A 20,100-nucleotide genomic window follows, 5' to 3' on the forward strand; every position below is an offset into this window, starting at 1 on the left:
TTTTAACAAGTCCTGACTAAGGATAAGACTCCGGATCAACTTTATCCATCAGCCAATCTACGAATTTCATCTAGAGGCTGATCAGGGTTGCCAGTCAAGGACTCTACTTCGTCTGGTTCATCTGGCTCAAAAAGCAATGTTAGTCGCAGTCGTCCAGATTTCCATTGTGGTGCGCCTAGTCTTAAAACTTGGCATTTCAGTCCTTCTTCTGAGAACAAAATTCTAAGATCTCCACCAAGGCGATCATTGATAATTTTTTGAATTTCTGAGATCTGGCTAGTGGGACGATTATTGATATAGTAGCCATACTCCATCGTGACCACTTCGTTGGGCAAAAGTTCTTGCATTTTAGAAAAATCCATGATGAATAACCTCTTGAAGATTACAGTTCTACTTCTACCCTATTCCCCAGCCAGCTTACGTAGCTCAGCCAACGTCAAGTAGCTGGTAGGGTGGGCAATGCCCACCACTATTATTTAACAAAGACAACATTTATCCTCAATAATTGCTTGTTCCCAAAACATGACCAGATTTCTTCGGCACGGTCTATAGGTGGGCAATGCCCACCCTACAGGCTACTTCTACCCTATTCCCCAGCCAGCTTACGTAGCTCATCCAACGTCGAGTTGGATCCTTCGGGGTTAGTAATCTCTTCTTCTTGATCTGGATCAAGCTCAATTTCCAGAAAGAAACGCACCTTCCCTGACAGCCATTGTTTTTGACCAGGACGCAAAACCCTACAGGGAAAACCATCCGAAAAAGCAGCCTTTTCTAAGTCCTCATCGTAGGTTTCTTCCAAGTTGGCAGTCATATCCGTAGCCAAGCAAGTCGAAATTTCCACAAAGGGCAAGTTTCCATCATCCGATCGAATAACATCCTCGGCATCAAGACGATAAACAATTGGCTCAGTCATACGTAAACACCTCAAAAATCTTGGTTTCTGTCACTAGACAAGATGCTCAAGCCCCTTGTTACCAAACACGGTTGGGGCTAGGTTACCAACTCAACGATCGGGAGTTGGTAGCGATCGCACCCCATGGATTGCAAACAAGCATCGATCGCCTCCACTGCCTGGTTATAAGTCGCAATTTGCTCCTGCAAAGCAGACTTTTGTTCAGCCAGTTGCTCCAGTTGTTCTTGGGCTTCCTTCTCGATCGTTTTTTCTAGGTGGTTACGGGCGATCGTGTATTGCTGCAAAATCACCTCTTCGTATTCCACCGCCACGGGCAACAGTTGCGACTTCAGAGTCTGGCTCACCGCTTGGCGAAAGGTGCTCGTCACGGTGCGTTTGACCTTGGGGGAAAAGTCGAGTTCTAACAATTGGCGAATGGCGGGTTCTGCTTCCACCATCGGCAAAAAGTCATAGCCCACAGAAGTTTGGCGCAACACTTCCCGAAACTGATAGAGCGAAACCGAGCCTTCTTGATAGAAATCGGGACTTTCGCGCACATAGCGATCGCACTCAGTGCTCGCCTCGCTGCGAAGGGCTAATTGCACGGATTGTTCGATCGCCTTCAATCGATCTTCTAGCCCCGCATCATCTCCCACCAATCGGCATAGCTCCCGATAATAATCTTGATGGCGAATTCGATCCATCAACAATGAAAAGAGCCGCCGAATTACCCGCTCAATTTCCGCAGTTAGCACTTCTTCGAGTTCATTGGCTAAGTAATAGAAAGCCTCAACCAGAATTGCCAGTAAGGGGGCAGTTGAATTGCGCGGGTGAGCCAAAGTGGCCCGCTGATAAGCTTGCTTAACGGAAAATCCGTTCAGCAGCTCTCCCATCCGTCCTTGCATCCGCACTTGCAAATTGCGGAAATCATCTTCAAAGCTGACACATTGATTGGTGACAATCTCGTTAACTTCACGCTTTAAATGATCTGCAAAATTTTCGGCTAGGCGCTTCAGATCGGTGTTGAGTCGATCGAGCCGATTGCTTTTAATGCCTTCGAGTTCCGTGGGCTGGCTATCGAGTTCTCGGTAGCGATCGCTATACAACCGACGCAGGGCCACGCAAAGGGGCTGTAAATCATTGGCCAAAGTCGAGAAGAGTTGCGGTCGCTTTTCTTCCGTTAAATAGCGCGTGATGCCCTCTCGAAATACTTCAATGCCGCTGTCATGAATCAGTTGATCCACCAGGGGTGAACCATATTCGCTCAAAATTCGAACATAGTTTTCGTTTTGGCTTTCATAGTTATTAACCGAGATCCGAAAACGATTGGCCGGTAATTTGCCAGAACTGGAGCAATAGCGATTGAATTCATAAACAAACTGCGGTGTTTCTTCGGCAATTTCTGCACTTTTGATGCTGCTGGCAAAAATGCTGTCGAGGCCGAAGCGATCGCCCGCGCTGGTTTCTCGGAGCTGGCTGCCATAGAACCCCAGCAGCCCACTGGTTTTATAGAGCCGCTGTCCATCTCGAAACTGACTGGAAATCAGGGACTCTAGGCGTTGCCGCAGTTGAACGTTGTACCAAGTTTCATCAATACGATTGAAGACGAAAAAGACCCGATCGCGAATGCCTGAATTGCTGCGCATCGCTTCCAGGAGTTCGGTTTCCTCTTTCGTCATGTCACCCGCTGCGGCTGGTTTCAGCACTGCAACCACAGCCGATGTGTCTTCATTGCTAATTTTGCTATAGGTGAGGGCAGCATCCTTTTTGATCGGGGCATCAATTCCTGGCAAATCAACCAGGACGTTACCATCTTCCAACAAAGGATGACAGCAGTAATATTCCACCCGTTTGAGCACAGCACTATTGCTGCCCCGGCGAGCATAGGCTGCTGCATCTTTGAGGTTGGTAAAATTAAATTGCTCCATTGAGTAGGTAGCATTACTGGTGGGATGGATGCGATCGCGATTAGTCCACCAGCCTTCAATCAGCAACTTGAGAGCTTTTGCTTGTTTAGCCCGCTCAGATTTGGACTCGCCGCCTTCTTTTTCGATCATTTTTTCGCAGGCGGTGAGAATCGTTGAAACGGTCTCTTCTCGGCTCAAATCAATTGCCGAAGACACCCCTAGCCGCTCCAGCAGGACTTGCACTTCTTCATGAACTTCAGCCGCACTAGCAAAGGTCAATACAACCCGTTCCCGATCGCTTGGTGCATAGGCGATGTAGCATTCAATTCCGGTGGCATGGCCTTCAGCGCTATAGAGCAATTCCCGACCCAATAGGGCATTAATTAGCATTGATTTGCCAGCGCTGAAAGCCCCCACAAAGGCCACTTCAAAGGTCGGGGCGATCGCCTTACGCAGAGACGTATGAACTGACGTAATATCTTGATTTTGGAGTGTGGACTCCTGCTCAACCAGATGCACAATGGCTTCAACGGATTCCTGGAGATTCTGACAAGCTGCGATCTGATTGCTATCCAATTGAGCCATGGGATTTCCAACCAATTGAGATCGGTTTAAAGATTCAGAGAATACTGGCGAGAACAAAGGCTGCTGCTTGAGTGAGCCTTTGTTCTTACAAGTGGCTGAGATTAGGATAGCGCAAAACAATACTTATCCCATTATGGGGTCGCACAATACGGTTTTTGTGAACCTTAATTAACATCCTAAACTTTAAGTGGCTGCATCAGGTTGAGAGGTACGAAAAATCGTCAAGTTGGCAGAAGTTGGGCTACCGTTTTTTGCACATCAACCCAATCGATCTCAGTCAGAATCCGGCCGATCGCCCGATCGCCCGCGGCCCGGCCCGATCGCCCAGGAGCGCCGCCGCCACACGGACACCATCAGCCCCACACAAATTAGGCAATAGGTGCTTGTCCAGGCGCTTTGCAGCAACAAAAAACTGAGGCTGGGGTTAGCGAGCTGTTCGCTGACCGTGCTGCCCACGGCCAGGCCGATCGCCCAGCCGATCGCCAACTGCACCGATCGCTTGGCCGCCACAAATTCCCGCTCATCCAAACCCGATCGCCGCAGGGCCAGCAAGGCCGGCAACCAACCGGCGATCGGCGCGTAGTAGAGATACAGCCGCAGCCGGGAGCCGATCGGGTCGAGATCCCGATCGCGCACCCCCAACTCGGTGCGATCGATCAGGGGCGGCACATCCTCGGGCGGCTGGTGCATCTAGTTGGCTCCCTTCGTCCACCAAGCGAGGGCATACTCATCACTTTGACCCACAGCCGCCTCCTTCAGGGCCACGCGCACCCGGTAGCGGCCGGTTTTGGGCACTTCACAAAACACATGCTCCACGCTGTCCACGGAGCTGATCGATCGACAGGGGTTAGTGGTGATGGCCACGGTTTCCCCTTCCGGAATCAGGTACAGATCAAAATCGCTCAGACCTTTGTTCACAAAACCTTCACCCCGATCGAACCGGCCGTTGTTGTTGCGATCGAGCAATTCCACATGGCGGCTCCAAGTGAGGGTCAAGGCCGCAAAGCTGCCGCCCTGGAGCGGTTGGGCGATCGGGTAGTCGTGAACGGCCGGTTGGTCATCCTTCAGGGCCAAGGACTGGAACGCCCAGCCCACCAAGGGCACAGCCTCGCCCGGCTGCCATTGACCCGGTGCAAACTGTTGATAGGCCCGGTAGGCGTTCAGTTGACCCGCACCAATTTGTTCATCGAGCGGAATCGTCGGATCGCTGGCGGCATCGGAATCGAGCCAGGTTTTCTCGTCTTCGCGCCACACATCCCGGGTCATGCCCAACCGGTTGCCATCTCCCGCGTCCTTGGCCTTGTCTGCGGAATTCATCAGCACCGCTTTCATCACCTGGTGGCGACGGGCATCTTTGCTCCAACGGGCTTGCTTTCCGGCAATTTGCCGCTCGGCCCATTCCTGAAGCAGGGCCACGGTGGCGGTGACATGGGGGGTGGCAAAACTCGTGCCGCTGGCATAGATCACCTGGCCGCTCAGTTCATACAGCCCCACATCGGCCCCCGGAGCCACCAGCCCGATCGACCGCCGCAACCCCGCATTGCTTTCGAAGCCCACCAAATGCCGACCAACCCCCGTGACCACGTTCCCCAGGTTGGCAAAATCCAACTTGGAAAACTGCCCCCGAAACCGCCGGGTAAAGGCCACATTGATGCCGTTAAAGGTGTCCGTGGGAATTGAAATGCCCCCATCGCCCTGATTGCCCGCAATGAGATACAGCACTTCATGGGCCCGCGCCGACCAATCCACACAAAGGGTGAGCAGGGAATTGCCATCCAACATGGCGTTCAGTCGCTGATCCTGACTGAGAGGTTCGCCAAAGCTGAAGTTAATGGCTCGCACATCGCCATGGTTTTGCAGGGCCACGGACTGGCTAGCTAAACATTCCCCAATTTGGCCATTGCCTTCGGATGGGCCCGTGGCTGCGGAATAGAGCATGGCCCCAGGAGCCACGCCCCGCGCCAATTTCCCCGATCGCCCAATCATCACCCCCGCCACACTGTGGGCATGGCCGTCCACATATTCATCGGGCCCTGGCCGCTCTTCCAAAACGAACAGGCCCGCAGTTCGAAAGTCATCCGCGTTCCCCACCGCTTTGTCGTAGCCAAAACGACCGGGCCGACCAATTTCCACTTGGCCAATGCCAATTTTGCGGCCGGTGATGTTGTAGGGCGCTTGGTGCAGTCGATCGGAATCGATGCCATCGGGCCCCGTGGACAGCGGCAACAACACGGTGGGCAAAGTGGCGCTGGCGGTCGTGGCGATCGAGCAGCCGATCGCCCCTAACAACACCAAGCGCCCAGTCCGAATCAGGGCTTGGCCGAGGCGATCGAATCGGAGGGAAAACAAATGGCGCGATCGACCCATAACTCCTCACTGATAGCTGATGAAAGCTGACCAAATTGCTGGCTCAATTAAGGCGACGAACGGATTTTGGGCGAATTTTGGACGAATCTTGGGCAAATCTTGGGCGAACAGATCCTGATCCTGTCTTGATCGTGGATAGATCGGGGATGCTGTTTGGGTTGTAGCGCGATCGCTCGTCAAGAAACCCTGAAAAACCTGCAAGTTTTAACAAATATTGTTCATATTCTGTTAAAACAAATACAATTTCTACCCTTGCCCGCCCCCAGAGGACGCACCCACCATGAGCCAAAAGCCCATCGTCGTCGCCCCTTCCATTCTATCCGCCGATTTCAGCCGCCTGGGTGAAGAAATTCGGGCCGTAGATGCTGCCGGTGCTGATTGGATCCACGTTGATGTCATGGATGGTCGCTTCGTGCCGAACATCACGATCGGCCCGCTGATCGTTGAAGCCGTGCGTCCTCACACCCAAAAGCCCCTCGATGTCCACCTGATGATCGTCGAGCCGGAAAAATATGTGGATGCGTTCGCCAAGGCCGGCGCTGACCACATCACGGTTCACGCGGAGCACAACGCCTCGCCCCACCTGCACCGCACCCTCGCCCAAATCAAGGAAGCCGGTGCCAAGGCTGGTGTGGTGTTGAATCCTTCGACCCCGCTGGAATTGATTGAATACACGCTGGAACTGTGCGACCTGGTGTTGATCATGAGCGTCAACCCCGGTTTTGGCGGCCAGAAGTTCATCCCCGGTGTGTTGCCGAAGATTCGCAAGCTGCGTCAAATGTGCGATGAGCGCGGTCTCGATCCTTGGATTGAGGTGGATGGCGGCCTGAAGGTGGACAACACCTGGCAAGTGCTCGAAGCGGGTGCAAACGCGATCGTGGCCGGTTCGGCGGTGTTCAATGCGCCGGATTATGCCACCGCGATCGAAGGGATCCGCAACAGCAAGAACCCCGCCACTCGCGAGTTGGCTGCGGTCTAGGATTTTTCGGGTGGCCAACGGGCTGGCGACTATTCGATCATTGCAGATTGACCGCCCGCCCAAAGCCATCAATCAAGATTGCTGTAGCTAGACCATCACTCACCACTCAATCAATATCAATTGCGATGAGCGATTTTAGCCAATTCAGGCGATCGCTCATCTTTTTTTATTAAGGTTTCGTTTGATTTTTTGTTTGATTTTCTGTTTGAGGTTTTGCTTTTGAGTTGTTGGCTTAAGCTGTTCACTTATTTTTTGCTTAAGCATTTTGTCTATCGCTGATCTATTTTTTTGCTTAGTGTTTTCCTTAAGTTTTTGGTTATAACGCCATTCGAGTTTCGATCGCCCAGCGTGCCAGTTCTGTGCGGTTGCTGAGTCCCGTTTTGCCTAACATATTGCTAACGTGACTTTCGATCGTGCGTTGGCTGACACTCATCAATTCAGCAATTTCCCGATTCGCCATGCCCCGCGCCACTAGCTGCACCACCCGCGACTCCGTGGGGGTCAGTTCCACGTCTTTTGGCACTTTGAATTTGGGCGATCGATCTCCCTTGGCTTGGTAACGAATTAACCGGGAAGCCTGTTTTAAGGAAGACTCAACTTGGGCCACCAATTCTTCCGGTTCAAAGGGCTTGGTCATGTAGATATCGGCCCCCGTGGTCAGCCCCTTAATTCGATCCTGGCTTTGACCCTTTGCCGACAGCAACAGCACCGGAATCCAGTTCGTTCGCGGGTCTTGACGCACGGATTTCACCAAGCTGTAGCCATCCATTTCCGGCATCATCACATCGCAGATGATCATATCCGGCAAATCTTGCTCAAGCTGTTCCAGGGCCTCGCGACCGTTGCTCGCCGGAATCACCACATATCCGTGAAATTCCAAATAATCTTTGACGAGCAAAATCAGATTTGGATCGTCATCGATGAGTAAGATTCGTTTTTGAATACCAAGATTGCTTCTTCTCATAGGAAGCGAAAAGATCTTTAGGAAGAGCGGAAGTTAGCACGATCGAGTGCGATCGTCTACCTTTTTAATCACTCAGGTTAATTTCAGTCCCGTTGAATGAGCTGCTCAAGGAGCTGCATAGCCCAAGGAACTGCATAGCCTACGGTTCGGGAATTTAAGGGGGAAATTAAATTCACCGCAATTGTTCACAACCACTTCACTGCCATTTCACCAACATTTCACCAAAACTTTGTCGCAATCCGCCGCAGGAATGCGCCGCAATCATACGACTAGGATGAACTTAGGGTCGTGGTCGTTGGGCCACGGGCAGGAAATCCGAAAAACCAACCACGGCTGGACAAGTTAACCAGCTACGGACAGGATTGATGGGTATTTTTTTAACCTGCCTCCTAGTTTAGGGCAATGCTGGTGTTGAGTGCTACCAGTAATTTCGCTAGGCAGTCCTGATTCCCGAGTGCAACGGCTGCCCAGTTCCGCCGCTCAGGGAGCCATTTGGGGCAAAGATCGCTCAAAGAAAGCCAAGGACTGCACAACACGCCCACCAATGAGATGTTCCTGAATGATCTGCTCAATCGCGGCTGGAGTGGCGCGTCGGTACCACACGCCTTCGGGATAAACCAGCAGGATTGGCCCTTCCGTGCAAACCCGCAAACAGTTCGCTTTTGTCCGAAAAACCACGGAGGATGGGGAAAATTCTGAACCTGAGGGGTTGCCTGGGCCGGTTCCGTCAAGACCCAGTTCTCGCAATCGGCGCTTCAGATAGTCCCAGGATTCCAGGCTGGCATCCTTGGGGCAGCAAAGGGGTTTGGTTTGGTCGGCACAAATGAAAACGTGGCGTTCGATGCGATCGATTCCCAATGTCCGCACCACGGGCAGGAGCGATCGGGCCTCCTCGGTGGGGGAATTGGTTTGGGCCTCGGCAGGGCAAGGGGTTGAGGCATCGGGATCGAGATCGGGTCGATCGGCCTCTGGGTTCGCAAGGGAAGAGTGCAATGGGGTTGCCATGGGGCAATGCAGTGGGGCTGAGGGTGGTTGGCAAGGTGTGCCGGGCGGCGGGTGACGTACTGGGCGGGGCGATCGAGATCTTTCCAAGTTACGCCCTGGTTGCCAGTTCGGAAACCCGTACAGAGGGGTCTGTTGTCAGGCCCCATGGTCTCCAGTAAATTAGCACTCGGATGGAGAGAGTGCTAAAAGCCGTTGGTCAGGCTGCGACAGACACCCTGTCAGCACCGCGCAGTTAGCACTGCGTAACCATGGGTTTTCAGCCTTTCGCCTATCCGCTTCACCATTGGTCTAGCTTTTCACTTCAAACCTCTGGAGACAGATTCTGTATGGCAGCCGTATCGTTGAGCGTATCGACCGTGACTCCTTTGGGCGATCGCGTATTGGTCAAAGTCGCCGCCGCTGAAGAAAAGACCGCTGGCGGTATTCTCCTGCCCGATAACGCCAAAGAAAAGCCCCAAGTTGGCGAAGTCGTCGCTGTGGGCCCTGGCAAGCGCAACGATGATGGTAGCCGCCAAGCTCCCGAAGTCAGCACTGGTAACAAAGTTCTCTACTCCAAGTACGCTGGCACGGATATCAAGCTGGGCGGCGAAGATTACGTCCTGCTCTCTGAAAAAGACATCCTGGCGGTTGTTGGCTAATTAAGCCATGGCCCGAGCCGTCCCGATCGACCGCTGCTCTTTAAGGGCTGCTCTTCAAGGGTTGACGGTTCCTCGGCTCGATCGCCCCGGTTAAGCCGATCGCCAAACCAGCCATCGTCAAACCGGACTAACCAGCCCAATCCTGGGTTTCGCAAAACTCCTCATTCTTCAACCTCCAACAGGCAGATCATGGCTAAGAAGATTATCTACAACGAAAACGCCCGTCGTGCCCTTGAGCGCGGTATGGACATCCTGGCGGAAGCCGTGGCCGTCACCCTGGGTCCCAAGGGTCGCAACGTCGTGCTCGAAAAGAAATTTGGCGCACCTCAAATCATCAACGATGGTGTGACGATCGCCAAAGAAATTGAACTGGAAGATCACGTGGAAAACACCGGCGTGGCCCTGATTCGCCAAGCCGCTTCCAAAACCAACGATGCAGCGGGCGACGGAACCACCACCGCCACCGTGTTGGCCCACGCGATCGTTAAAGAAGGTCTGCGCAACGTGGCCGCCGGTGCCAACGCCATCACCCTGAAGCGCGGTACTGAAAAGGCCGTCGCTTACCTGGTGGATCAAATCAAGGCCCACGCTCGCCAAGTGCCCGAAAACGACTCCAAAGCCATCTCGCAAGTGGCAGCCATCTCCGCCGGCAACGACGAAGAAGTTGGCCAAATGATCGCCGATGCCATGAGCAAAGTGGGCAAAGAAGGCGTGATCTCCCTGGAAGAAGGCAAGTCGATGACGACTGAGCTGGAAGTTACCGAAGGGATGCGCTTTGACAAGGGTTATATCTCGCCCTACTTCGCCACCGACACCGAGCGGATGGAAGCAGTGTTGGATAACCCCTTCATCCTGCTGACCGACAAGAAAATCACCCTGGTGCAAGACCTGGTGCCGATCCTGGAGCAAGCCGCTCGCGCTGGCAAGCCCCTGCTGATCATCGCTGAAGACATCGAGAAGGAAGCCCTGGCTACCTTGGTGGTGAACCGTCTGCGCGGCGTGCTGAACGTGGCGGCCGTGAAGGCTCCTGGCTTTGGCGATCGCCGTAAGGCCATGCTGGAAGACATCGCCATCCTGACCGGCGGTCAACTGATCACCGAAGATGCTGGCTTGAAGATCGACAGCACCAAGCTGGAGCAACTGGGTCAAGCCCGCCGGATCACGATCACCAAGGACACCACCACGATCGTGGCCGATGGCAACGAAGCCGAAGTGAAGGCCCGTTGCGAGCAAATCCGCCGTCAAATGGAAGAAACTGAATCTTCCTACGACAAGGAAAAACTGCAAGAGCGTCTGGCCAAGCTGGCTGGCGGTGTGGCAGTGGTGAAGGTTGGCGCGGCCACCGAAACCGAAATGAAGGATCGCAAGCTGCGTCTGGAAGATGCGATCAACGCCACCAAGGCGGCCGTTGAAGAAGGCATCGTGCCCGGTGGTGGTACAACCCTGGCACACCTGGCTCCTAGTCTGACCGATTGGGCAAACGCCAACCTGAAGGACGAAGAGCTAACCGGCGCACTGATCGTGGCTCGTGCCCTGACGGCTCCCCTGAAGCGGATTGCTGAAAACGCCGGTCAAAACGGCGCGGTGATCGCTGAGCGCGTGATGGAAAAAGACTTCAACGTGGGCTACAACGCTTCGAGCGGCGAATACGTAGACATGTTTGAAGCTGGGATCGTTGACCCCGCCAAGGTGACCCGCTCGGCCCTGCAAAACGCTGCCTCGATCGCGGCGATGGTGCTGACCACCGAGTGCATTGTGGTTGACAAGCCCGAACCGAAGGAAGCTGCTGGTGCTGGCGCTGGCATGGGCGGCGGCGACTTCGACTACTAAGTCTCGCCCACAATCCTTGTCCCGGGCATGGTTCAGGGAATCGTTACCCAACTTGTAAGGGTAACGATCCCTCCATCGCCCAGGCAAACTCAAAAGTAAATCGGTTGGGAGCTATGCCACAGGCAGTTAGTTTCCAGCCGATTTTGCATGAACGGTGATTCCGAATGGGTTGGCTTCGCTGGATCTTTTGCACAAATCCGCAAGAAACCCTCATGCCCCAGCCCCTTCTTTTCAATTGGGCAGTGGGAAACCAGCGCTATTGATCTTCGGCGCTATTGATCTCCGGCGATCTCATGGCGGCTGGTTGAGTTCCTTTGATGGTGGACCCATGAACAAAACAGCCCATCAACCCAATTCATGGGCAACAAAAAAGCAGCACTCCCATGGGTACTGCTTTAAGACTGAAAGCTTAATCGCGGGTTGAATTCTCAAGAACGGCTCAGAGCATTCATCAGCTCCAAACAACCGAGATATGCAAGATATTCCGGAAATTTGGGAGATTCAGAAACTTTAAGTTGCTCAAGACAGAACTGAGCCAACCCGTCGATCCATTTGCAATTGAATGGTAGGGATTTTCAACCGTACAGCGAAAGAGGGCTAATCAACTGGTTTTAAAGATCGTTGAGTTGAAACGACTAAAGACAATTCTTGAATCAAGCTTTGAAGCTTTTTGGGCCAAGCTGGGATTGAATCAGAATTTTCCTCAAACCGTTGTCAAGCGATCGGGGCTGAACGGCCGCTCACCCCAAGTTACGATTCCGCCTTCACCAACTTGACGTTCTTCGCCAAGCCCAAGAACTGCAACAGTTGGATCGTCATCCAAGTGGCGTCAATTTCCCACCAAGCCAAACCATGGCGAGCGGAGTATTGATGGGCATGGTGGTTGTTGTGCCAGCCTTCGCCGTAGGTCAGGAGCGCCACCCACCAGCAGTTGGTGGAGCGATCGCCTGAGTCTTCAAAGGTGCGATAGCCAAACTTGTGGGTGGCGCTGTTCACCAGCCAAGTGCAATGCCACAGGGAAACCATCCGCACGCAGATGCCCCAGAGCACAAACGACCATCCACCCATCAGGTACAGAATGGCGGCGAGGGGAATTTGCAGCAGCAGGAAGTAGCGATCGAGGAATTTATAGAAAGGATCGTCGCCGATATCCTTGGTGAAGCGGGGAATTTCGCTTTCGGCGGGCACTTCGTACATCATCCAACCGATGTGGCTCCAGAGGAAACCCTTGGTCGAATCATGATGATCCGGATCGGTGTCCGAATGCAGGTGGTGGTGGCGGTGCAAACCAACCCACCAAATGGGGCCACCTTGGCAGGAGAGCGTTCCACAGAACACGAAGAAGTACTCCAACCACTTGGGAACCTCGAAACTGCGGTGGGTGACGAGGCGATGCCACCCAAGGGTAATTCCGAGGCCGCCCGTCACCCAGTGGAGGAAGATCATCAGGCCAACGGCTGCCCAGCTAAAGTTTTGCGGCAGAAATGCCACGACGGCTGCGATGTGCATCGCCGTCATAAAGATAATTACGCCCCAGTCTGGGCGCAAGTTCTGTGCGGACGTTGCGGCAGTCATTCAATTACCTATGTCATCGATGCGCTAAATCAGCGTATCATTTCCTATTTGAATTTCTTCACAATGGACTGAGCATCCAGGTTGACCGAAATTCAGCGGTGGTGTGGGTTGGCGCTGCGAAATCTAGGAATCGGCAGCAGCCGCAGAGGGGCGGCTTGATCGCGATCGGGGGTTTAGGGAATTTTTGGGATCGCGAAACCTTTCGATCGCGATCAAGCCGGGGATCAACGCCAGTCTAAGTCAGGAATCCCTGAAAACATTGGGGATCACGGGCGATCGACCGGCTCAGACTGGTCGTGTTTTGACCTTGATCAGTGCATCTTTGCCCCTCGATTTTGGGTTGTTGGTGATCTTGATTGAGCACCGGAGCGGTATTTTGGAAAGCTTGCCTAATTTTGGCAATTTTTTGGGCGCAATTACGAAAATTCAAGCCATTTGGGGTTAGTTCGGTCATGGGGATTCAGATGGATCAGGCCACCAAGGGCGGTGTCACGGTGGATGCGGCGGCGGTGGTGCAACAAGCGGTGGAGGAGTTGGGGCCCCGATTCGGGCAAATCGATCGCGCGGTGCAGGCCAAGCTGAAGCGTGTGTTGGATGCGTTTCGGGCGGAACGAGTGGGGGCCCACCATTTTGCGGGGGTTTCGGGCTATGGCCACGATGATTTGGGTCGGGACACGCTCGATCGAGTCATGGCCCGGGCCCTCCAGGCCGAAGCCGCGATCGTGCGAGTGCAAATTGTGTCGGGAACCCACGCGATCGCCTGTGCCCTCTTTGGGGTGCTGCGGCCCGGCGATGAGCTGCTGTCCGTGGCCGGCAAACCCTACGACACCCTCGAAGAGGTGATTGGCAAGCGGGGCAGCGGTCAGGGATCCCTGATGGATTTTGGGATCACCTACCGGGAATTGGATTTGACTCCGGCCGGGACGATCGATTGGGAAGCCCTGGCCCAAGCAATCCGTCCAGAAACAAAGATGGTCACGATCCAGCGATCCTGTGGCTATGACTGGCGACCCAGCCTCTCCGTTGCCGACATTGGCCGGATCGTGGCGATCGTGAAGGCCCAGAATCCGAACACGATTTGCTTTGTGGACAACTGCTACGGCGAATTTGTGGAAGACAACGAACCGACCGCCGTGGGCGCAGACCTGATGGCCGGCTCCTTGATCAAAAACCCCGGCGGCACGATCGTCACCGCTGGCGGCTATGTGGCCGGCCGGGCTGATCTTGTGGAGCAAGCGGCCTGTCGGTTAACGGCTCCCGGCATTGGTTCCGAGGGCGGGGCGGCCTTCGACCAACACCGACTGCTCTATCAGGGTTTGTTCTTGGCTCCCCAAATGGTGGGAGAAGCGCTCAAGTGCAATTACCTGGCAGCGCGGGTGTTTGCCAACCTGGGCTACCCAGTGAATCCGGCTCCGGACGCAGCCCAAAGCGACATCATCCAGGCCCTGAAGCTGGGCAGTGCCGAAAAGGTAATTGCCTTTTGCCGGGCAGTGCAACAGGCTTCCCCAATCGATTCCTACGTGGATCCCGTGCCGGCCGTGATGCCCGGTTATGAGGATCAAGTGGTGATGGCTGGGGGCACCTTCATTGAAGGCAGCACCTCAGAGCTGTCGGCCGATGGGCCCTTGCGCGCGCCCTATGTGGCCTATTTCCAAGGGGGAACCCACTGGACCCACGCGGCGATCGCCCTGGAAACGGCCGTGGCGGCGATCGGCCCCGCAGGCAGTGCCCTGGAGTCTTAACCACCAGTGATTTGGCTCAATGGGCGGTTTAATCAGCAGTGCGATCGACTGAACCGCCCAGACAGTCCATGGGAGCATTCCATTCGCACCAAACCCTTGTTTCCAAGAGGTGCGCTAAAATCAAATCAGTCCGGGTATGAGATAGCCCCCTGATGTGGTAAAGGCTCGCAACAACGCCAGCCCCGATCGCCCATCGCCCAGCGGTTTACACCCCTGACAGCCACCCCCGGCATCGAACGGCCCGCCGCTGTCAAGAGACCGTCCGCGCTCTCGCCCGTCCCTGAACCTGCCCTCAAACCCAGTTGTCTAACCCGTTCTGCTGAGAAGCCGCCCGTGAAACCCATTCGATCGCTTGATGATGCCCTAGAACGCTGCCAAACCCTGGGAATGCGCGTCAGTCGCCAGCGCCGCTTCATCTTGGAACTGCTATGGGACGATCAGGAGCACCTATCGGCACGGGAAATTTATGACCGACTGAATCGGCGGGGCAAAGACATTGGCCACACCTCGGTTTACCAAAACCTGGAAGCCTTGGCCCGTAACGGCATTGTGGAATGTATCGATCGGGCTGATGGTCGTCTGTACGGCAACATTAGCGACCCCCACAGCCACATCAACTGCTTAGACAGCGGCCGAATTGTTGACGTGCATGTGACCCTGCCACCGGAGCTGATTGCCCAAATCGAGGCCCAAACGGGGGTCAAGATCGCTGACTATCGGATCGATTTCTATGGCTACGATCAGCAGTCTGCCCAGGCCAGCTAGTGCCAGTTGCCCCATCGATCACCCCTCTACTCCCCCATGTCCACCCACCCGAGGCTGGCCCGCATCACCCTGTTTCCGATCAAGTCCTTGGATGGTGTCGCGGTCGATCGGGTCGCCCTGACGGCGGCTGGATCCTTAGTGGGCGATCGGGAATTTGCCCTGCTTGATGCCCAAGGCAAGTTCATTAACGGCAAGCGCAACGCCGCCATTCACCACATTCGATCGACCTTTGACCTAGCCCAACGTCTCGTCACCCTGCGCTTACAAGCAGGCTCTCAAGCCGCCGCCACCTTCCATTTAGATCGCGATCGGGAAGCATTAGCCACCTGGTTCAGCGACTATTTTCAGCAACCGGTCACCATTGCCCAAAACCACGAGGCCGGCTTTCCCGATGATCCGGCCGCTTGGGGCCCCACCTTGATTAGCGCAGGGTCGATCGCAGCGGTGGCCAGTTGGTTTCCAGATTTGACCGTCGCGGAACTGCGCGATCGGCTGCGAACCAACCTGGAAATTGACGAGGTGGAGCCTTTTTGGGAAGAACAGCTCTACAGCACCGCTGGCAACGGGATCCCGTTTCAAATTGGCGCAGTGCCATTTCTAGGCACGAATCCCTGTCAACGCTGCATTGTCCCCACCCGAAACAGCCAAACCGGCGAACCCACGGCTCAATTTCAAAAAACCTTCATGGCCCAGCGCCAAATCACCCTGCCACCTTGGGCCGAGCGATCGCGTTTTAATCACTTCTACCGATTGGCCATCAATACCCAAGTTCCGGCGATCGACCCCAATTCTGCCTCTGCCAACGAAGAATCTAGGATGTTGCAAGTGGGCGATCGGTTAACGCTCACATTGGACTAAATCAAACTAAATTAACTGGTAATTGAGTTAATTAGTCATAGCAATTACCTCGCCTGATGAGCACCTTGACAGTGCGTGGTAGAGCAGTTTTAAACGTCAGTTCAGGATAAGGGAAACAGAAGTGATCTTGTAGGTTGGGTTGAGGTACGAAACCCAACAACAGCAAAACTAGTGGCAATCTAGCGCAAAGATAGATCACCTAGTACTAAATTTTCTCTAGCCAAGCTTCTAGTGCCAAGTTTATTAAGTCTTGCAGGGATGATATTTCTTCTTCGTTCTTAATTAAGGAGAGATATCCTTTTATGGGCATTGCCAAACCTGACTTATAGTGCGGATTTAGAGTTTCATTCTTATATCTTTCTTCGACAAACCGCTCTCGATAATCCTTATCGATAAAGTATCTCTCAACAGAATGCACCCCATAATTAGGAGGTAGTAATTTATTCAGAGGTCGAACTGATCCCAGCCGCCATTCTTCATAACTCACCATCCTTCCGTTCCCCTTTGGAACATGCCCTAATGAAGTTACTGATAGCCAATCTGTCCAGATCTTCATCCTAGCAATGATTTTTCTGGCACTCATTGTTCTTGATGTAACATGCGGTAGCCACAGAAACAAGGCTGGTGTTTTGCGGCTTTCATCATATCTCAATTCAGCGCAAGGTCTGGTTTTACTAGAGCCATACAAAATATTATTGCCAATAGGTATCTCCTTCATTTGGTGATGAAATCCGAGTATTTGTTCTCTTGCATTCAAAATAAATTGTCGTTCAGTTTCTGCAACATCAGTCAGTAATTTCAACAGTCGTCTTGGTGGTTCTTGAACTAACCGCTCCTGTGATTCCTGCTCATATGAGACAGTGATCGAAGATGACTCATTATTTTCTAAATTGTGGAGAGTGAATATGAGACTTTCAGATTTTATAGACAAATCAAATGTTAAAAAATGAATATCTAAACAACTATACTTTCTGTCAATTAGATTATCTCTGTGAAAGACAGGGGAGATTATTAAGATTTTAATAGGCTTAGAGTAGTCAACAAAATCAGCCAACGGCTTCTCTTCTAGTAAAGCGTCGTAATATCGAGATACTTGATTGACAACATATCGGTCTTCTTGATTTTTAAGTTCCACAATGAGTAGTCTTTTATCAGAATCTACAGCCAAGATGTCGCAGAACTGACCACCAATAGGAAACTGTCTTTTTAATGGAGTAACACCTAGCATTTTATCTAAGCATAAATACAGGAAGTCTTCGAGGTTTGCTTCCGACTGAAATTCCCAGTTTGAACCTATTTTTTTAAGCTTGGCTACTTTAGAAAGTGAATAAGGCATGGTTCAGAAAATAAGTTAAGACTTTTATTTTGGGTTAATCATTTTAACTTGCTTAACACTTAATATTGATTAAGTTCAGGAATTTTTAATTCGTTCAAGTGAAATTTTGATAAGAATTTTGAGTTGCAGCCTTAGATCAAAATCATGAGGTACTCAAACCTAGGCGATCCACAACATCCACAAGACCCGTAAAATCAGCAAGATCATCTCCCAAATTATCCAATTCGCACCCCCGTAACGGCCCTATGGAACATGGTTTGATGTGGCTGCCCCTCCTAGGGCTGTTTATTGGTCTCGCCTATGCCGGTTGGAATGAATACCAACGGCTAGAGGCTTACAAAATTTGGGCAAAAGGGTTCGATCGCGCCAAATACGACATTTACGCCGTCTTGGGCCAAAAGGGTCGTGAATTGGTTTGGGGCATCCCCAACCGCAAGGGGCCGATCGAGGTGCAACGGCTTTCCCTGGAGCAAGTGCAGGGCGTGGTGCTCATGGCCGATGGCCAAGCGATCAACCCCGAGAAATATCCCACTCAAGCCAAGCAGGTGATTTTGGAGCTGGTGCGCAAGGACAGCGGCCCAGCCATGAAGATTCCCTTCACCCAAATTGATATCGCGGCCCAATGGGCGATCGCCCTGGAGCGGGATTTGGGTTAGGGCGATCGGGTCAAACCTAGCCCAACAAACCCAAAGCCGCCTTGGTGCGCGGCCCGGCTACTCCGTCAGGAACTAAGCCAGAGTCCCGTTGGAAGCGCTTGACCGCCGCTTCGGTGATCGGGCCGTAATACCCCGTGACCCGGAAGCGGAAATAGCCCAGGTCTTTCAGCCGCTGTTGCAAGCGACTGGTGTTGACGTTGCGACCGCTCACACAGCTATAGCAGGGGCCGGCTCCCGCGCCCCATCCGCCGCTATTGCGAAGATAAGGGGGGCGGTAAACGTAGCTGCTGATGGTTTTGAAGGTGGGGCAAGGGCGAACGGTGATGGGTGGCAGGGGCTTGGTGACGGGACGATTGGGATTGACGAAGGCGGGGCCGTCGCCCACGCCGCCGCCACCGCCACCACTGCGGAGGGTTTCACCCGCATGCTCAGCGGCCAGGGCCGGGCCGATCGCCGCGCCCAGAATGCTGACGGTCAACAGCAGCGACAAAAAGCGCAACCAACCGTGGGACGACAGCCGCTCCCAGGCGATCGCCCGACTGAGGGCCACTTCTAGGGACGGGAGTTCCAGGAAATCAGACCGGTAGGCCGCTGCCAAGTGGGGATAGCCAAGACTTTCCATAGATAATTTGCCAAACCTAAGAATCCAAAGAATCCGAACCTAAGCAATCCGAAGCGTCCGCAACCGGGGGCACAGACTCAACTGCAATTAGCATCACTACTGAATCACTGCCAGCCGCCATAGCCAGAGCCACAGATTCGCACGCAACAGGGATTATAAACAGGCTGCCAACTGGAATCGGTCGCGGGTCGCACCCAGTTTCGGGCCCGGCGCACATGGCGCTTCACGGGCAAATAGGGAGAGCCTCGGCGGCCGGAAACGGGCACGGTGGCCAGGGCATTGACCGTGGTTGCATCCACGTAGCCGGTGGCGGGAATGCGACGCGATCGCTGGAAGGCAACCAGGGCCGTTTGGGTGACTTTGCCGAAGTGACCCGTGTTAGTGCGCGATTTTTGGAAGCCCAGGGTGCGCAGCTTGCCTTGGAGGGTGGCCACGCGATCGCTCGTTTCGCCCCCATAGATTGGCGCGGTCAGGGTTCCATAACTTCCTGTGTTCACCTCGGAGCTGGGGCGAGCGCTCGGGGGCAGCACCACCGGAGCCACCGGGCGCGGACGGTTAATCACCGGCTGCCAACCACCCGGCTGATTCCCCCGATCGTTCGTGTTGCCCGTGTCGCCGCGGCCGTCCGATCGCCAAGGATTGCGTGGCTCCACCGTTTCCGCATCAAGCTTGGCTTGGGTTTCCAAATCCAATACGCCGGTTCCTGGCAATCGGTGCTGGGCCTGATAGGTCAACAGGGCGGTGCGGGTGGCTTCGTCAAAGGTTCCAGTCACCAACAGGGGCAGGTTAAAGGTGCTGGCCTGTCGCAGTCGCCATTGCAGAACTTGCACCGAAGGGCCCTGGTCGCCGCGCACCAAGTAGGGGGCGGGCGTTTGGCGGGCGGGCGCACCATTGGCCGCCATCAACATCATGGTGCTGGTGCGATCGAGCACGCCCGTGGGGGTGAGCTTGCCGGTGCGCCGTTGGTAATTGCGCAGGGCAAGTTCCGTGGCGCTGTCAAACTCAGCGGTAATCGGCACTTCCAGCCCGGCCCCCTTGAGCAGTTGCTGAAGATTTTGAACCGCCAAGCCCCGATCGCCAAATCGCAGGCTGTTATAGGCCTGGGCCCCTTCGGCCAGAAGCGGCCAAGACAACACCCCAAGGGCGATCGCCCCCAGAAGCATTCGGCCCGAGGTGATTCGATTGAGCTGCCCCGCTGCCCGATCGGTGACCTGATCAGCTCCCTGATTTTGGTCTTCCAGGTGTTCCGGGGCATCCAGCGCCTCTAACGCCAGGGCATAGTGCAAATAGGCCCAGCTTTCCATAACAAGCCCATCAAAAGTGGATTGAGTTCCTAAACTGAATTCTTGACTCTGACTGGAGTGCTAAGCGACTCAAAT

The 20,100-nt window shown here is 53.9% G+C and carries 20 protein-coding genes; 8 read left to right on the forward strand and 12 right to left on the reverse strand.

The genetic code is table 11. From position 1 onward, the window contains the following. Positions 1 to 41 precede the first annotated feature (41 nt). The 5 genes from H6F46_RS09695 to H6F46_RS09715 all read right to left on the reverse strand — a co-directional run bounded on the left by H6F46_RS09695 (position 42) and on the right by H6F46_RS09715 (position 5,751). Positions 42 to 362 (reverse strand): KGK domain-containing protein, encoded by a 321-nt coding sequence (locus H6F46_RS09695; protein ID WP_190354610.1) that lies wholly within the window; start codon positions 360 to 362, stop codon positions 42 to 44. Between the two features lie 224 nt (positions 363 to 586). Beyond that, entirely contained in the window at positions 587 to 913 is a 327-nt protein-coding gene (locus H6F46_RS09700; RefSeq protein ID WP_099533710.1) for a KGK domain-containing protein, read from the reverse strand. Positions 914 to 990: 77 nt separating this feature from the next. Then, positions 991 to 3,384 (reverse strand): dynamin-like GTPase family protein, encoded by a 2,394-nt coding sequence (locus H6F46_RS09705; protein ID WP_190354611.1) that lies wholly within the window; start codon positions 3,382 to 3,384, stop codon positions 991 to 993. Between the two features lie 273 nt (positions 3,385 to 3,657). After that, complete coding sequence (locus tag H6F46_RS09710; RefSeq protein ID WP_190354612.1) at positions 3,658 to 4,074, reverse strand: hypothetical protein; 417 nt, start codon at positions 4,072 to 4,074, stop codon at positions 3,658 to 3,660. Then, positions 4,075 to 5,751 (reverse strand): S8 family serine peptidase, encoded by a 1,677-nt coding sequence (locus H6F46_RS09715; RefSeq protein WP_190354613.1) that lies wholly within the window; start codon positions 5,749 to 5,751, stop codon positions 4,075 to 4,077. Positions 5,752 to 6,031: 280 nt separating this feature from the next. Between H6F46_RS09715 and rpe the strand changes: the two genes are divergently transcribed. Further along, positions 6,032 to 6,730: a ribulose-phosphate 3-epimerase gene (gene rpe / locus H6F46_RS09720; RefSeq protein WP_099533719.1), complete on the forward strand. Its 699-nt coding sequence runs from the start codon at positions 6,032 to 6,034 to the stop codon at positions 6,728 to 6,730. 316 nt (positions 6,731 to 7,046) lie between these two features. On the opposite strand, the gene H6F46_RS09725 is transcribed toward rpe, so the two are convergent. Next, on the reverse strand, positions 7,047 to 7,694 hold the full coding sequence (locus tag H6F46_RS09725) for a response regulator transcription factor (protein ID WP_099533721.1): 648 nt from the start codon (positions 7,692 to 7,694) through the stop codon (positions 7,047 to 7,049). A 480-nt stretch (positions 7,695 to 8,174) separates the two neighbouring features. Further along, positions 8,175 to 8,699 carry a ferredoxin gene (locus H6F46_RS09730; protein ID WP_242027882.1) on the reverse strand — a complete coding sequence of 175 codons (525 nt, stop codon included), beginning with the start codon at positions 8,697 to 8,699 and terminating at the stop codon, positions 8,175 to 8,177. 326 nt (positions 8,700 to 9,025) lie between these two features. Between H6F46_RS09730 and groES the strand changes: the two genes are divergently transcribed. Continuing rightward, a complete protein-coding gene (groES, locus tag H6F46_RS09740; RefSeq protein ID WP_099533722.1) occupies positions 9,026 to 9,337 on the forward strand; it encodes a co-chaperone GroES in 312 nt (103 codons plus the stop codon). Here groES and H6F46_RS09745 read toward each other — a convergent pair. Further along, positions 9,334 to 9,492: a hypothetical protein gene (locus tag H6F46_RS09745; protein ID WP_158234460.1), complete on the reverse strand. Its 159-nt coding sequence runs from the start codon at positions 9,490 to 9,492 to the stop codon at positions 9,334 to 9,336. The two genes, groES and H6F46_RS09745, sit on opposite strands and share 4 nt — an antisense overlap. A 34-nt stretch (positions 9,493 to 9,526) precedes the next feature. Between H6F46_RS09745 and groL the strand changes: the two genes are divergently transcribed. Then, the gene (gene groL / locus H6F46_RS09750; protein WP_099533724.1) at positions 9,527 to 11,167 is read left to right on the forward strand and encodes a chaperonin GroEL; all 1,641 of its coding nucleotides are present in this window, start codon (positions 9,527 to 9,529) and stop codon (positions 11,165 to 11,167) included. Between the two features lie 750 nt (positions 11,168 to 11,917). Here groL and H6F46_RS09755 read toward each other — a convergent pair. Then, positions 11,918 to 12,742 carry an acyl-CoA desaturase gene (locus H6F46_RS09755; RefSeq protein ID WP_099533726.1) on the reverse strand — a complete coding sequence of 275 codons (825 nt, stop codon included), beginning with the start codon at positions 12,740 to 12,742 and terminating at the stop codon, positions 11,918 to 11,920. A gap of 184 nt (positions 12,743 to 12,926) precedes the next feature. Here H6F46_RS09755 and H6F46_RS09760 point away from each other — a divergent pair, with 184 nt between their 5' ends. The 4 genes from H6F46_RS09760 to H6F46_RS09775 all read left to right on the forward strand — a co-directional run bounded on the left by H6F46_RS09760 (position 12,927) and on the right by H6F46_RS09775 (position 16,107). Continuing rightward, the gene (locus H6F46_RS09760; protein WP_190354614.1) at positions 12,927 to 13,187 is read left to right on the forward strand and encodes a hypothetical protein; all 261 of its coding nucleotides are present in this window, start codon (positions 12,927 to 12,929) and stop codon (positions 13,185 to 13,187) included. Between the two features lie 49 nt (positions 13,188 to 13,236). Further along, positions 13,237 to 14,484 carry a methionine gamma-lyase family protein gene (locus tag H6F46_RS09765; RefSeq protein WP_190354682.1) on the forward strand — a complete coding sequence of 416 codons (1,248 nt, stop codon included), beginning with the start codon at positions 13,237 to 13,239 and terminating at the stop codon, positions 14,482 to 14,484. 333 nt (positions 14,485 to 14,817) lie between these two features. Next, on the forward strand, positions 14,818 to 15,249 hold the full coding sequence (locus H6F46_RS09770) for a Fur family transcriptional regulator (protein WP_347278305.1): 432 nt from the start codon (positions 14,818 to 14,820) through the stop codon (positions 15,247 to 15,249). 36 nt (positions 15,250 to 15,285) lie between these two features. Then, positions 15,286 to 16,107: an MOSC domain-containing protein gene (locus tag H6F46_RS09775; protein ID WP_190354615.1), complete on the forward strand. Its 822-nt coding sequence runs from the start codon at positions 15,286 to 15,288 to the stop codon at positions 16,105 to 16,107. Between the two features lie 205 nt (positions 16,108 to 16,312). Here the strand turns inward: H6F46_RS09775 and H6F46_RS09780 are convergent, their stop codons facing one another. Next, positions 16,313 to 17,443: an endonuclease NucS domain-containing protein gene (locus tag H6F46_RS09780; RefSeq protein WP_190354616.1), complete on the reverse strand. Its 1,131-nt coding sequence runs from the start codon at positions 17,441 to 17,443 to the stop codon at positions 16,313 to 16,315. 245 nt (positions 17,444 to 17,688) lie between these two features. Between H6F46_RS09780 and H6F46_RS09785 the strand changes: the two genes are divergently transcribed. Beyond that, on the forward strand, positions 17,689 to 18,099 hold the full coding sequence (locus H6F46_RS09785; protein ID WP_099533734.1) for a hypothetical protein: 411 nt from the start codon (positions 17,689 to 17,691) through the stop codon (positions 18,097 to 18,099). Positions 18,100 to 18,115: 16 nt separating this feature from the next. Here the strand turns inward: H6F46_RS09785 and H6F46_RS09790 are convergent, their stop codons facing one another. Further along, positions 18,116 to 18,721 (reverse strand): peptidoglycan-binding protein, encoded by a 606-nt coding sequence (locus H6F46_RS09790; protein ID WP_190354617.1) that lies wholly within the window; start codon positions 18,719 to 18,721, stop codon positions 18,116 to 18,118. 104 nt (positions 18,722 to 18,825) lie between these two features. Then, positions 18,826 to 20,025: a peptidoglycan-binding protein gene (locus H6F46_RS09795; protein WP_190354618.1), complete on the reverse strand. Its 1,200-nt coding sequence runs from the start codon at positions 20,023 to 20,025 to the stop codon at positions 18,826 to 18,828. Positions 20,026 to 20,100 lie beyond the last annotated feature (75 nt).

This window comes from Limnothrix sp. FACHB-1083, assembly GCF_014696485.1.
Lineage (GTDB): Bacteria > Cyanobacteriota > Cyanobacteriia > CACIAM-69d > CACIAM-69d > CACIAM-69d.